Source organism: Exiguobacterium sp. 17-1, from assembly GCF_023096305.1.
GTDB lineage: Bacteria > Bacillota > Bacilli > Exiguobacteriales > Exiguobacteriaceae > Exiguobacterium_A > Exiguobacterium_A sibiricum_A.
On record NZ_JALIGJ010000001.1, the window covers coordinates 893,601 to 906,456 of the forward strand.

The 12,856-nt window shown below is 47.7% G+C and carries 14 protein-coding genes; 13 read left to right on the forward strand and 1 reads right to left on the reverse strand.

Features of this window, described 5'->3' with window-relative positions; genetic code table 11:
* Window positions 1–54: 54 nt before the first annotated feature.
* The 6 genes from fapR (at window position 55) to rnc (ending at window position 4,415) form a co-directional block, all read left to right on the forward strand.
* On the forward strand, window positions 55–624 hold the full coding sequence (gene fapR / locus MUN34_RS04355; RefSeq protein ID WP_012370781.1) for a transcription factor FapR: 570 nt from the start codon (window positions 55–57) through the stop codon (window positions 622–624).
* Window positions 621–1,616 carry a phosphate acyltransferase PlsX gene (plsX, locus tag MUN34_RS04360; RefSeq protein ID WP_026827979.1) on the forward strand — a complete coding sequence of 332 codons (996 nt, stop codon included), beginning with the start codon at window positions 621–623 and terminating at the stop codon, window positions 1,614–1,616. Before fapR ends, plsX begins: the two co-directional genes overlap by 4 nt.
* Before the next feature lie 13 nt (window positions 1,617–1,629).
* Complete coding sequence (gene fabD, locus MUN34_RS04365; RefSeq protein ID WP_114595477.1) at window positions 1,630–2,550, forward strand: ACP S-malonyltransferase; 921 nt, start codon at window positions 1,630–1,632, stop codon at window positions 2,548–2,550.
* Complete coding sequence (gene fabG / locus MUN34_RS04370) at window positions 2,547–3,278, forward strand: 3-oxoacyl-[acyl-carrier-protein] reductase (protein ID WP_026827981.1); 732 nt, start codon at window positions 2,547–2,549, stop codon at window positions 3,276–3,278. The genes fabD and fabG overlap by 4 nt, the downstream gene beginning before the upstream one ends.
* Before the next feature lie 69 nt (window positions 3,279–3,347).
* On the forward strand, window positions 3,348–3,587 hold the full coding sequence (gene acpP, locus MUN34_RS04375) for an acyl carrier protein (RefSeq protein WP_012370777.1): 240 nt from the start codon (window positions 3,348–3,350) through the stop codon (window positions 3,585–3,587).
* Between the two features lie 57 nt (window positions 3,588–3,644).
* Window positions 3,645–4,415 (forward strand): ribonuclease III, encoded by a 771-nt coding sequence (gene rnc / locus MUN34_RS04380; RefSeq protein WP_247856939.1) that lies wholly within the window; start codon window positions 3,645–3,647, stop codon window positions 4,413–4,415.
* Window positions 4,416–4,464: 49 nt separating this feature from the next.
* Here rnc and MUN34_RS04385 read toward each other — a convergent pair whose 3' ends face one another.
* Window positions 4,465–4,665 (reverse strand): DUF1128 family protein, encoded by a 201-nt coding sequence (locus MUN34_RS04385; RefSeq protein WP_026827983.1) that lies wholly within the window; start codon window positions 4,663–4,665, stop codon window positions 4,465–4,467.
* Between the two features lie 128 nt (window positions 4,666–4,793).
* Here MUN34_RS04385 and smc point away from each other — a divergent pair, with 128 nt between their 5' ends.
* The 7 genes from smc to trmD all read left to right on the forward strand — a co-directional run bounded on the left by smc (window position 4,794) and on the right by trmD (window position 12,845).
* Window positions 4,794–8,363 carry a chromosome segregation protein SMC gene (gene smc, locus MUN34_RS04390; protein WP_247856940.1) on the forward strand — a complete coding sequence of 1,190 codons (3,570 nt, stop codon included), beginning with the start codon at window positions 4,794–4,796 and terminating at the stop codon, window positions 8,361–8,363.
* The gene (gene ftsY, locus MUN34_RS04395) at window positions 8,360–9,364 is read left to right on the forward strand and encodes a signal recognition particle-docking protein FtsY (protein WP_026827985.1); all 1,005 of its coding nucleotides are present in this window, start codon (window positions 8,360–8,362) and stop codon (window positions 9,362–9,364) included. Before smc ends, ftsY begins: the two co-directional genes overlap by 4 nt.
* 101 nt (window positions 9,365–9,465) lie before the next feature.
* A complete protein-coding gene (locus tag MUN34_RS04400; RefSeq protein ID WP_026827986.1) occupies window positions 9,466–9,786 on the forward strand; it encodes a putative DNA-binding protein in 321 nt (106 codons plus the stop codon).
* 11 nt (window positions 9,787–9,797) lie between these two features.
* On the forward strand, window positions 9,798–11,150 hold the full coding sequence (gene ffh / locus MUN34_RS04405) for a signal recognition particle protein (protein ID WP_026827987.1): 1,353 nt from the start codon (window positions 9,798–9,800) through the stop codon (window positions 11,148–11,150).
* A 95-nt stretch (window positions 11,151–11,245) separates the two neighbouring features.
* Window positions 11,246–11,521: a 30S ribosomal protein S16 gene (gene rpsP, locus MUN34_RS04410; RefSeq protein ID WP_012370770.1), complete on the forward strand. Its 276-nt coding sequence runs from the start codon at window positions 11,246–11,248 to the stop codon at window positions 11,519–11,521.
* 89 nt (window positions 11,522–11,610) lie between these two features.
* Entirely contained in the window at window positions 11,611–12,120 is a 510-nt protein-coding gene (gene rimM, locus MUN34_RS04415) for a ribosome maturation factor RimM (RefSeq protein ID WP_026827988.1), read from the forward strand.
* A complete protein-coding gene (gene trmD / locus MUN34_RS04420; protein WP_247856941.1) occupies window positions 12,117–12,845 on the forward strand; it encodes a tRNA (guanosine(37)-N1)-methyltransferase TrmD in 729 nt (242 codons plus the stop codon). The genes rimM and trmD overlap by 4 nt, the downstream gene beginning before the upstream one ends.
* Window positions 12,846–12,856 lie beyond the last annotated feature (11 nt).

The window sequence follows — 12,856 nt, forward strand, 5'->3', positions numbered from 1 at the left end:
TACTATTAGTACCAGGTAATAATGGTAGACATCCTTCTTGTGGGAGGAACGTACATGCGGGTACCTAAAAAAGAGCGACAAACTGAATTACAGCATACAATTGAACAAAATCCGTTCATTACGGACGAAGCACTAGCAACTCATTTCAACGTCAGTATCCAAACGATTCGTCTGGACCGGATGGAGATGAAGATTCCGGAATTACGTGAACGAATTAAACACGTCGCGACGGAACGGTTGGATGATGTGCGTACATTGACTGAAAATGAAGTCATTGGTGATATGATTGACCTGAAACTGGATACATCGGCGATTTCGATTTTAGAAATCCTTCCGGAACACGCGTTCAGCCGAAATGCGATTGCCCGCGGACATATTTTGTTTGCTCAAGCCAATTCATTGGCAATCGCCTTGATTGATGATGAACTGGCCTTGACGACGAAAGCCAATGTCCAGTTCACACGGTCCGTTCATGTTGGTGAACGTGTCGTGGCGAAAGCATTCGTCAGCTCGCATCGACAAGATGGACGATCGGACATCAATGTCGAGAGTTTTGTCGGCGACGAGTGTGTGTTCATCGGTGAATTCACGGTGTATCGAAGTAGTAAGGAGGAATCAAAATGATTTTAGCAGTAGACGCAATGGGAGGAGATCATGCTCCACGCGCCATCGTAGAAGGAGTCGTTCAATTTTTAGCGGAACGTCCAACGGAACAGATTGAAATTCGGTTGGTTGGCGATGAATTAAAGTTACGTTCGTATGACATCAAGGATCCACGTGTGAAAATCGTTCATGCCGCATCCGTCATTACCGGAGAAGACGAACCGGTCCGCGCAATCCGTCGCAAGAAAGATAGCTCACTCGTGGTGGCTGCAAACCTGGTGAAATCAAAAGAGGCAGATGCTTTGATTTCAGCAGGCAACACGGGTGCACTCATGACAGCCGGATTGTTTGTGATCGGTCGGATCGAAGGAATTGACCGTCCGGCATTAGCGCCGACTTTCCCGACACGAAATGGAAAAGGGGTCGTCATCTTAGATGTCGGTGCCAATCCAGATGCAAAAGCAGAACATCTTTTGGATTATGCGATTATGGGCTCGGTCTACGCAGAACAAGTCAGAGGAATTAAACAGCCGAAAGTGGCATTGCTGAATATCGGATCAGAAGCCGGTAAAGGTAATGCCCTGACGAAAGAGACCTATCCTCTGCTTGAGACCGCTCCCATCCATTTTGTCGGTAACGTTGAGGCGCGAGAAGCGATGAGCGGTGAAGTAGATGTCATCGTAACTGAAGGTTTTGCCGGAAATACGCTGTTAAAGAGTACAGAGGGTGCCGCTAGTATGATCATGGGCGTCATGAAAGAACAATTCATGAGTTCGTTCAGTTCAAAAATTGCGGCCTTGATTCTAAAGCCGAAACTGAAAAAAATGAAACAACTGCTTGCTTATGAAGAATACGGCGGAGCCGGATTGTTCGGGATTGCCGCTCCGGTCATCAAAGCACACGGCTCAAGTAATGCCTATGCATTCAGCCGGGCGTTGGCACAAGCAGAACAGATGGTTGAACAACAGGTAGTCACAAAAATCATCGAGGCAAAGACAACGAAAGAAATCTAAAGGGGTGAGACGGATGGGTAAAACGGTTTGGATGTTTCCAGGTCAAGGTTCACAAATGCCAGGAATGGGACAAACGCTTCTACATCATGAAGAGTCACGTCAAGCATTGATGGACCTTGGGACACGGATTGGTCTCGATTTAACGGATTTATTGACGACGGGGACAAAAGAAGATTTGAAGCCGACAGAAATCGCACAACCTGCCATCGTTGCACACAGCACGCTGCTTGCGAATCGTTATGCGGCACTTGGTCATCGACCGGACTTCGTACTCGGACATAGTGTCGGAGAGTACAGTGCACTCGTTGCAGCGTCTGTGTTAACAGCAAGTGAAGCGGTTTACCTCGTTCGTGAACGGGGTAATCTGATGAATCAAGTGACAGGCGGTACGATGGCAGCTGTCATCGGGCTGAACGATGTCGAAGCCGCACATCATGCGGTCGAGTCCATCGCGGCAACAGGAGAGATCGTCCAAATCGCAAACTACAACTGTCCGGGACAATTCGTGATTTCAGGACAAGTTGCAGCTGTCGAGACGGCGACTGCGAAATTAAAAGAGTTGGGTGCGAAACGTGTCCTTCCGCTTGATGTATCGGGAGCGTTCCACTCGTCGTTAATGACTCCGTTCGCCTCACGATTTGAAGATATCTTGGTTTCTTCACCTTTCCAGGCGGCGAAAACAAAATTCATCTCGAACGTCGATAGTGATTTTCACGATCAGCCAGATGAATTGATTCGTTTACTGGTTCAACAATTGTATTCACCGGTTCGTTTTGAATCCTGTGTGGAAAAATTGATTGAAGAGGGTGCGGATACATTTATCGAATTCGGTCCGTCGTCACCACTGAGTGGTCTCGTCAAGCGGATTAAAAAAGATGTCAAGATCGTCAGTATCACGACACTTGAACAATTGGAAGCGGAGGCGATTCGTTGAATAAAGTAGCACTCGTAACCGGTGCATCACGCGGAATCGGAGCCGCTATCGCCAAACGATTGGCGACAGACGGATTCCGGATTGTCGTGAACTACGCCGGGAATATAGCAAAAGCAGAAGAAGTCGTATCGTCTATCGTCGATGCGGGTGGTGAAGCCATCGCCGTCCAAGCAGACGTTGCAGACGCCGAACAAGTGAAAGCATTGCTGAAGACGACACTGGATACGTACGGTCAGCTGGATTGCGTCGTCAACAATGCCGGTATCACGCGGGACGGTCTGTTGATGCGAATGAAAGAAGCAGATTTTGACGCCGTTCTGAACACGAACTTAAAAGGTGCGTTTCTTGTGACGCAAGCGGCGACGCGTCCCTTGTTGAAATCGAGCGGCCGCATCATCAATATCGCTTCCGTCGTCGGGATCACCGGTAATCCGGGTCAAGCCAACTATGTGGCGGCAAAAGCCGGTCTGATCGGATTTACGAAGTCGGTCGCCCGTGAACTGGCGAGCAAAGGCGTTACGGCAAATGCGATCTGTCCTGGTTTCATTGAAACCGATATGACGGATGAATTGACAGAAACACAACGCAATCAGACACTCGACCAAATTCCGTTAAAACGATTTGGTCAGACGGAAGATATCGCGTCGCTCGTCAGTTTTATCGCGTCAGACAATGCCCGTTACATCACTGGTCAAACTTTGGCAGTCGATGGCGGCATGACAATGTAAGTGAACTGTGGTACTACTTTGCCAAATTGGCAATCATCTTATATACTCAACTCATGGAGGGATTTTCAAATGACAAAAGAACAAATTTTAGTAGACGTGCAAGAAGCAATCGCAGAGAAGTTAGGCAAAGAACAGAGTGAAATCACACTCGACAAATCGTTTAAAGACGATCTCGGAGCAGATTCACTTGAAGTCATGGAACTCGTTATGGATCTCGAAGACAAATTCGAAATCACAATCGAAGATGACCAAGCAGAAAACCTAAAAACAGTCGGCGATGTCGTCAGCTACATCGAAACACAAGTCTAATACATGAAGCTGGCCCACCGCGTTTTTGCGGTGGGATTTAGCTGTTTAGGAGGCATTATGACGAATCAAAAAGGACGTCGTGTCCGAAAAGGACCGTATGTAAAGCGACGGAAAGACTCACGGGCTTTGGCACAAATTGAACAGAAATTCAGCCAGCTTCAAGAACGGCTGGATATTCATTTTGCGAATGTAGAACTATTGAAGCAAGCATTTACGCATTCTTCTTTTGTAAATGAACAACGTGAATCAGACGGAGATAACGAACGTCTGGAGTTTTTAGGCGATGCCGTATTAGAATTGACGGTCTCCAGGTATTTATTTCAGCACTATCCGGAACGTTCCGAGGGGGAATTAACAAAGCTGCGTGCGGCCATCGTGTGTGAGCCGTCACTGGTCCAGTTCGCGAATCATTATGAGTTTTCTGAAATGATTCTACTTGGTAAGGGGGAGGAACTGACAGGAGGAAGAAATCGTCCGGCACTACTAGCGGATGTGTTTGAAGCCTTCATCGGTGCCTTGTATCTGGACCAAGGGATTGAAGCTACAGAACGATTCCTCGCCGAAGCGGTTTTTCCGAAAGTGGCATCCGGATTTTTTGAAGAACAAACTGATTTTAAAAGCCAGCTCCAAGAAGCGATCCAACGTGTCGGACTGGGGCAAATCGAGTATGAAATCATCGAAGAACGTGGTCCGGCGCACAGTCGTGAGTTCATCTCGCGCGTTCACATCGCGGATAAGCTAGAAGGCATCGGTACCGGTCGTTCGAAAAAAGAAGCCGAACAGCAGGCCGCTAAGCAAGCATTGCTGGAACTTAAAAACAGCTTCTGATATGAAAAAGGCACCCATTTTAAAATGGAGTGCCTTTTTGTGAGGAATCTTAAACGGTTTTGAGTGATTTCAGTTCATCGACGATAGCATCGACTTCTGCTAACGTCAAAGACTCACGCATCATGACGAAGTCATAAATCTCTTTTAAATCATCATTTTTCGTGCCGTCGAATTGTTCTGCCTTGATGACACCTTTGTTGATAATGTTTAATTTATCCAGAATGTCTACAATCATTTGTTCAATTGTCATGTCTTAAAATCTCCTCTTCATTTCTTTAAGCCTAACATTACCATAAAAGCTACCATTTTGTAGACCTTTCGGCTATGGTAAACTAAAAAAGAAAATCAAAAAGAAATTTAAACATATGGGTGGTCAAGATGTACTTAAAACGAATTGAAATCAATGGCTTCAAGTCATTTGCCAGTCGGACGGAGCTCGACTTCCTTCCGGGAGTCACGGCCGTCGTCGGACCAAACGGCAGTGGGAAGTCCAATATATCGGATGCTGTGCGCTGGGTGCTCGGTGAGCAATCAGCTAAATCATTACGCGGTGGGAAGATGGAAGATGTCATCTTTGCCGGAAGTATCACGGAACACCGGAAACAATTTGCGGAAGTCACGCTCGTGCTCGACAATGAGTCGGGGACTGTTGCCTTGCCGTATCAAGAAATCAATGTAACACGGCGTGTCAGCCGGAACGGTGACAGCGATTATTTTTTAAATAAAAAACCATGCCGATTAAAAGATGTTCTGGATTTATTCATGGATACCGGATTGTCGCGTGACGCGTTCGCCATCATCGGTCAAGGGCGGGTCGAACAAGTGATTTCCGGAAAACCGGAAGAACGACGTACTGTCATCGAAGAGGCGGCAGGTGTCTTAAAATACCGCAACCGTAAAAAACAAGCTGAACGAAAGTTAACAGATACAGAAACAAATTTGTCACGGGTCGATGACATCTTATTTGAACTGGGTGGACGAATCGAACCATTACGGGAACAAGCATCATTGGCAAAAGAATTTTTAGTTGCCCGTGAACGGTACGACTTCTTGGAGCGGGGCATCATTGCAACCGAAATTCAACAATATAAGACACAACTCGCTGACGTGTCGACTGAAATCGAATCGTGCCAAACTCAATTATTGACTGAGCAAGACCGGTTACAAGATACGATCGCAACACGGGAAACGCAAGAAACGTCGCTAGAACAGACACGGCGACTTGAGACGGAAATGCAGGATCGTTTACGGCTTGTCTCGAATAAACTTGTTGAAATCGAAGGGGCATTGAACCTGGCGAAAGAACGGGAAAAACACGGGGCGGAAATGAAGGCGCGTCTGGAACAGGAAGTAGCGGTTGCTGAACAACGCGTAGCGCAAATCGAGCAAGAGGAACAGACGGTGCTGAGACAACAGCAACAGACTCAGCAACTGTACCTCGATACTGTCGCGCAACGGGAACAAGCCGATGCTGCCTTGTCTTACTCCGACCGGGATTTTGAAAAAGAGGCCGAACAATTACGTTCGGAGGCCTTTGAAGTGGCCAGCCGTCTGGCGGCGGCAACGAATGCTTACCACCGAGCCAAACAAGATCTTCTTCATGCAGAAGAACAGCAAATCAGTTTTTCTAAAAATGTCGGGTCAAAACAAACGGACCGATCGACGTATGAAGCGGAAACGATTCGTTTGGAACAACAGGTGGAAGAGTTACGGAACCGTTTAGAAACGTTGCGTCAAGAAGAACACGCACAACAAGACCGACATCGTCAGCAACAAGAGACGTTCCGGCAAATGGAGCAATCCATCATCGATCTCCACCGGCGTCGCGATAAGACAGAAGACCGGATTGAGTTTTTGGAATCCGTCAAAGCAGACTACAGTGGTTATTTCGGAGCCGTCAAAACCGTTTTGAAACAACGGGACCGGATTGCTGGGATCCATGGGGCTGTCGCGGAACTGATTACCGTTCCTGCCCGTTTTGAGGCGGCGATTGAAACCGCTTTGGGCGGAGCGATGCAAAATGTCGTCGTCGATACAGATGTGACAGGTCGGAAACTGATTCAGGAACTACGTCGGTTAAACGCCGGGCGGGCGACATTCATGCCGCTCTCGTCCATTCAGCGTCGTGAACTGAGTACTTCCGTGCAAGAAAGTCTATCGGGCATGTCCGGTTATCTTGGCGTCGCGAGTAATCTGGTCACGACACGAGAAGACTTCACAAAACTGAAAGATAATTTACTGGGGACGACACTGGTCGTTGAATCGCTTGAACAAGCCAATGCGATTGCCCGTTCGACAGGACATCGTTACCGGATCGTGACGCTCGAAGGCGACGTCGTCAACGTCGGGGGATCGATGACGGGAGGCAGTCGGAAAAAAGGAACACCTCTCTTCAGTCAGTCGCGTGAACTGGAAGAGTTGCAGACTGGATTAAAACAAGGTCAGGCTGTCATTCGGGAACAAGAGCGACGCCGTGATGAAATGAGAACGGCCATCACACAACTTGCCGGTTTACTTGAAGAAAATATCCGCAACATTCAACTGGTTCAGGCGCAATTGGAAAGTGTTCGTGAAGCCTGGACAGATGCGAAGCGTAGTCTCGCCGTCACCGCCTCCGAATTGTCGGTCCATGATGGTCAATTGAATCGTCTTGCTGAACAAGCAACCGAAGCAAAAACGATCATTGCAACATCAGAGCAGGACATGGAACAGTTGACGAAACGCCAAGGGGAACTGCGGCAGGCTCTCGATCAGCTGAAAGAAGCGCAATCACGCGGAGCTGTTGCAGTCGAGGAATTAAAACAACAACAAGCAGAAGCATTGCTCGAGGAACGGACGATCAGTATGACACGTGATCAAATCGATCGTGAAGTGACGCGTCTCCGGGAGACACTGAGTCATGCAAAATTAGAAAGAAGTCACAAACGGCGTGACTTGAAGCATGTTCTAGAAGGATTCGATGAAGCGAAGATTGATGCGCTGCATGTTGAAAAAATGCAGATGCAACAAGAACAAACTTCAGTCGAACACGAATTGACGCTTGTGACGAAAAAAATCCAGCAGGCAGCAGAAGATTTACGTCTGTTACGGATTCAGGAAGCGCAATTGACGGAAGCACGTCAGCGGACGACGCAACGCCTCGATCAAGCCCGGCTTGCCCAGGGACGACTCAGCACACGTCTTGAGACACGTCACGAAACACTGGAGGAAATGGGTCTGGTCGCGGATTTGATTCAACCATTAACCACTTCATTCGAGGAAGCCAAGGAAGAATTGCATCTCTTGAAACGGCAACTCGAGGAAATCGGGATTGTCAATCTCGGTGCCATCGAGGAATTTGCCGAAGTCGATCAACGCTTTACGTTTTTATCGACGCAGCGTGACGATTTAGTCAGTGCGAAAACAGATTTGTATGCCGTCATCGAAGAAATGGACCGGGAAGTCGTTCGGTTGTTCAAACAGACATACACAGCCGTTCGCGAACATTTCCGGGAGACCTTCCGGGAACTGTTTGGCGGCGGGGAAGCCGACTTGATTTTAGTGGATCCAACCGACCTCTTGACGAGCGGTATCGATATCGTAGCCAAACCACCCGGCAAAAAGTTACAAAATCTGTCCTTATTGTCCGGTGGGGAACGTGCCTTGACTGCAATCGCCCTACTATTCGCCATCTTGAAAACACGACCAGTCCCATTCTGTGTCCTTGATGAGGTCGAAGCAGCACTCGACGAGGCGAATGTCGCCCGGTTTGGAGAATTCGTCCACCAACTGGCACGCGAGACACAGTTCATCATTATCACCCATCGAAAGGGAACGATGGAGTCCGCCGACGTCTTGTATGGCGTTACAATGCAACAAAACGGTATTTCCGAAGTATTATCCGTTAAACTAGAAGAAGCGAGACGGACACTCAGTGAAGAAGTAGAACCAAAGGGGATAAAAAAATGAGTTTCTTTAAAAAATTAAAAGATCGTCTGACGACATCCACGCAAGAAGTGACGTCGAAGTTTACGGAAGGCTTGACGAAAACACGGGACGGATTGGCGAATGCCGTCAACGATCTCGTCTACCGTTTCCGGGAAGTCGACGAAGATTTTTTCGAAGAGTTGGAAGAAGTACTGATTCAGGCCGATGTTGGTGTCACGACGACGATGGATCTCGTTGAAAAGTTAAAAGTCGAGGTCAAACGTAAAAACGTCAAGGATACAAAGGAAGTGCGTGACGTACTGGTCGAAGTCGTCGCCAACATGTTGGTAGAAGAGGAAGAATCGGAACTAGATCTCAGTCACGAACTCAATGTCATCTTATTTGTCGGTGTCAACGGCGTCGGGAAAACGACGACGATCGGTAAATTGGCGAACCGTCTGAAGAACGAAGGTAAAACGGTCATGCTCGCAGCCGGAGATACGTTCCGGGCCGGCGCCATCGATCAACTTCAAGTCTGGGGTGAACGTTCCGGTGTGCCGGTCATTCGCCAAGGTGAAGGGTCGGACCCGGCAGCGGTCATCTATGATGCGGTTCAAGCCGCTAAAGCACGAAAAGTCGACGTCCTGATTTGCGATACAGCCGGTCGACTGCAAAACAAAGTCAATTTAATGAATGAACTCGAAAAAGTAAAGCGTGTCATCGAACGGGAAATTCCGGGGGCGCCACACGAAGTATTGCTCGCCCTTGACGCAACGACCGGTCAAAATGCGATGGTTCAAGCAAAAGCCTTTAAACAAGCCACGGATGTCAGCGGGATCGTTTTGACGAAGCTCGACGGAACAGCGAAAGGCGGAATTGTCCTTGCGATTAAGAATGAGTTGGATTTGCCGGTGAAATTCGTTGGTCTCGGTGAAAAAATCGATGACTTACAACCGTTTGATGCCGAACAATTCGTCTATGGATTATTCGGAGATGTCTTTGAAGAAAAAGAAACCGTCGAAGAAGCCCGAGAAGAGGACTGACCACGATTTCCTTGTAAAGAAAAAAACTTGACAACACACTGTGAGGGCTGTACTATACTATCTGTAAAGGAATTTCACTTAACAACCGTGGAGGTGTTCGAATGACACTTGATAAGACGAACCGGATGAATTATCTGATTGACTTTTATCAGGAGCTTTTGACGCCGAAACAGCGGAATTATATGTCACTCTATTATTTAGATGACTTTTCGTTAGGTGAAATCGCCGATGAGTTTGAAGTCAGCCGACAAGCAGTCTACGACAACATAAAACGTACGGAAGCGATGCTTGAACAATATGAAGAACGACTGGGCTTGTTCGCAAAGTATGAACAGCGAAAGTTACTCCTTGATCAGTTGAAGCAACTAGACCTTCCGAGCGAAGCTCACGTGACCATTACGGCACTCGAGCAATTAGAGTAGGGGGCAATTTCATGGCATTCGAAGGATTATCGGAACGGCTTCAAGCCAGTCTCGCTAAAATGCGGGGTAAAGGTAAGATTTCTGAAGCGGACGTAAAAGAAATGATGCGTGAGGTTCGCCTTGCGTTATTAGAAGCTGACGTCAACTTCAAAGTCGTCAAACAATTCGTAAATGATGTGAAAGAACGTGCAGTCGGGCAAGATGTCATGACGTCTCTCACGCCAGGTCAGCAAGTCGTCAAAATCGTCCATGACGAATTGACGAAACTGATGGGGTCAGAAGTTTCTCCATTGACGTTATCGAACCGTCCGCCAACCGTCATCATGATGACCGGTTTGCAAGGGGCAGGTAAAACGACGACAGTCGGAAAACTTGCGAATCATTTACGGAAGAAACAAAATCGCAGTCCACTGCTCGTTGCAGCGGATATTTATCGACCGGCTGCGATCAAACAGCTCGAGACGTTAGGAAAACAACTCGAACTGCCTGTTTTCTCAATGGGAGATCAGGTCAGTCCACAAGAGATTGTCACTAATGCCCTCGACTATGCAAAAGAGCATCACCACGATATCGTGTTGATCGATACGGCGGGACGCTTACATATCGACGAGGACCTCATGCAGGAACTGGTTGATGTGAAAGAAATCGCCAAACCGAATGAAATCTTCCTTGTCGTCGATTCGATGACGGGTCAGGATGCCGTCAATGTTGCTGAAAGCTTTAATGAAAAGCTTGGTGTGACAGGTGTCATCTTGACGAAGCTCGACGGGGATACTCGAGGCGGAGCAGCACTCTCCATCAAGGCAGTCACCGGAGCACCGATTAAATTCGTCGGTCTTGGAGAGAAGCTGGACGCAATCGAGCCATTCTATCCGGAGCGGATGGCGTCACGGATTCTCGGCATGGGAGATATGCTGACGCTGATTGAAAAAGCGGAGTCTCAAATGGACGCGACACGCGCCAAAGAGCTCGAAGGCAAAATGCGCGATGCATCGTTCACGTTTGACGATTTCATCGAGCAGTTACAGCAAGTGAAACAGATGGGTCCTTTGGATGAGTTGTTAGGAATGATTCCGGGTGCCGGTAAAGGAAAGATGAAGGGTCTGAAAAATGCCCAAATCGATGAGAAGCAACTTGTTTATGTCGAAGCGATTATTCAATCGATGACAAAACGAGAGCGGACTGAACCGGAAATTCTCAATGCGAGTCGTCGGAAACGGATTGCGCGCGGCAGTGGTCGTAGCATTCAAGAAGTGAACCGATTGATCAAGCAATTTGAAGACATGCGGAAGATGATGAAACAATTCTCCGGCCAAATGGGCAAAGGGAAAAAGAAAGGCGGCTTTGGCCTCCCATTCTTCTAAAAGTCTTTTCACTTTTGCTGGAACGTTGTATACTAGTGAAGTTGTCAATTTGACTAAACGAAAAAAAACTATTTATTATCTGGAGGGACTTACGAATGGCAGTTAAAATTCGTCTTAAGCGCATGGGCGCAAACAAATCACCTTTCTACCGTGTGGTAGTAGCAGACTCACGTGCACCACGTGATGGTCGTTTCATCGAGCAAATCGGATACTACAACCCGGTTGCTAAACCAGAAGCAGAAGTAAAACTTAACGAAGAGCTTGCTCTTAAATGGCTCGCTGAAGGTGCTAAACCTTCAGACACAGTTCGTAACCTCTTCTCAAAAGCTGGTATCATGGAGAAATTCCACAACGCGAAACTCGCGAAGTAAGACGATTGGAGGTGAGCGAAAGCTTACCTCCTTTTTGTATGGCAAAATAATAACGGGAAACAAGACTTGTAAATAAGGAAGTGGAACAGATGGAATGGTTGGAAGTCGCAAAAATCGCCAACACGCACGGTTTGAAAGGCGAATTGAAACTACTGGCAAGCACAGATTTTCCGGAACAGCGCTTTAAAGTCGGCAACGATGTATTTTTAGAATCGAACGGAACATACACACCGTTTACGATCAGCAGTTACCGGAAACACAAACAGTTCATCATGGTGACATTCAAAGGAATGCAACACATCAATGATGTCGAGAAATATAAAGGCTCGAAGCTGTATGTTCAGCCGGAAGCCTTACAGGAACTCGGGGAACATGAATTTTATTATCATGAAATCATCGGCTGTACGGTCTTCGACGGTGAAAACGAAATCGGTGTCGTCTCTGATATTTTAGAAACGGGAGCGAATGACGTTTGGACAATCAAACGTCCCGGTAAAAAGGATGTTCTGATTCCCTATATCGAACAAGTCGTCGCCTCGATCGATGTCGAAGCAAAACGGATTCAAATTACACCGTTACCGGGTTTGATCGAAGGATGAAGATTACGGTCATGACATTGTTTCCGGAGATGTTCACAGCGCTCAATCACTCGATTGTCGCCCGTGCCCAGGAAGAAAAGCGGATTGAACTGAACTATGTCAATTTCCGAGACTATTCAACGAACCGTCATGGGCGTGTCGATGATTCTCCATACGGTGGCGGGGCCGGAATGTTATTGACTCCCCAACCGATTTTTGACGCGATTGCGGCGTTACCAGAAGCAAACCGGCGAATCATTGCCCTGACACCGACGGGGCGCCGATTTGATCAACGTCTTGCGGAGGAATGGTCAACCGAAACAGAACTCGTCTTTCTATGCGGTCACTATGAAGGATTCGATCAACGGATTCATGATGAACTGGTGACAGATGAAGTGTCGCTTGGAGACTTTGTTCTGACCGGTGGCGAGCTTGCAGCCATGACGATGATTGATGCGACCGTCCGCCTGTTGCCGGATGTTCTCGGAAAAGCTGCCAGTCATGAAGACGACTCGTTTTCGACCGGATTACTCGAATATCCGCATTATACGCGTCCTGCCGATTTTCGGGGGTTAGTGGTTCCAGATGTTTTATTGTCCGGCAACCATGCCCGGATCGAGACATGGCGCCGCGAACAGGCATTGAAGCGGACGCTTGAACGGCGACCGGATTTACTTGAGCAGGCCGATTTGTCCGAGACCGACCGTCGTTACTTGCAATCAATTTCAGGATTGTCAAACGACTGAAACTGTGATAA

Excerpts from the sequence above, each read along its gene's own strand:
- ffh (WP_026827987.1), top strand. The coding sequence starts at position 9,798 with ATGGCATTCGAAGGATTATCGGAACGGCTTCAAGCCAGTCTCGCTAAA.
- rpsP (WP_012370770.1), top strand. The coding sequence starts at position 11,246 with ATGGCAGTTAAAATTCGTCTTAAGCGCATGGGCGCAAACAAATCACCT.
- fapR (WP_012370781.1), top strand. The coding sequence starts at position 55 with ATGCGGGTACCTAAAAAAGAGCGACAAACTGAATTACAGCATACAATT.
- rimM (WP_026827988.1), top strand. The coding sequence starts at position 11,611 with ATGGAATGGTTGGAAGTCGCAAAAATCGCCAACACGCACGGTTTGAAA.
- acpP (WP_012370777.1), top strand. The coding sequence starts at position 3,348 with ATGACAAAAGAACAAATTTTAGTAGACGTGCAAGAAGCAATCGCAGAG.
- rnc (WP_247856939.1), top strand. The coding sequence starts at position 3,645 with ATGACGAATCAAAAAGGACGTCGTGTCCGAAAAGGACCGTATGTAAAG.
- MUN34_RS04385 (WP_026827983.1), bottom strand. The coding sequence starts at position 4,665 with ATGACAATTGAACAAATGATTGTAGACATTCTGGATAAATTAAACATT.
- ftsY (WP_026827985.1), top strand. The coding sequence starts at position 8,360 with ATGAGTTTCTTTAAAAAATTAAAAGATCGTCTGACGACATCCACGCAA.
- fabD (WP_114595477.1), top strand. The coding sequence starts at position 1,630 with ATGGGTAAAACGGTTTGGATGTTTCCAGGTCAAGGTTCACAAATGCCA.
- MUN34_RS04400 (WP_026827986.1), top strand. The coding sequence starts at position 9,466 with ATGACACTTGATAAGACGAACCGGATGAATTATCTGATTGACTTTTAT.
- smc (WP_247856940.1), top strand. The coding sequence starts at position 4,794 with ATGTACTTAAAACGAATTGAAATCAATGGCTTCAAGTCATTTGCCAGT.
- trmD (WP_247856941.1), top strand. The coding sequence starts at position 12,117 with ATGAAGATTACGGTCATGACATTGTTTCCGGAGATGTTCACAGCGCTC.
- plsX (WP_026827979.1), top strand. The coding sequence starts at position 621 with ATGATTTTAGCAGTAGACGCAATGGGAGGAGATCATGCTCCACGCGCC.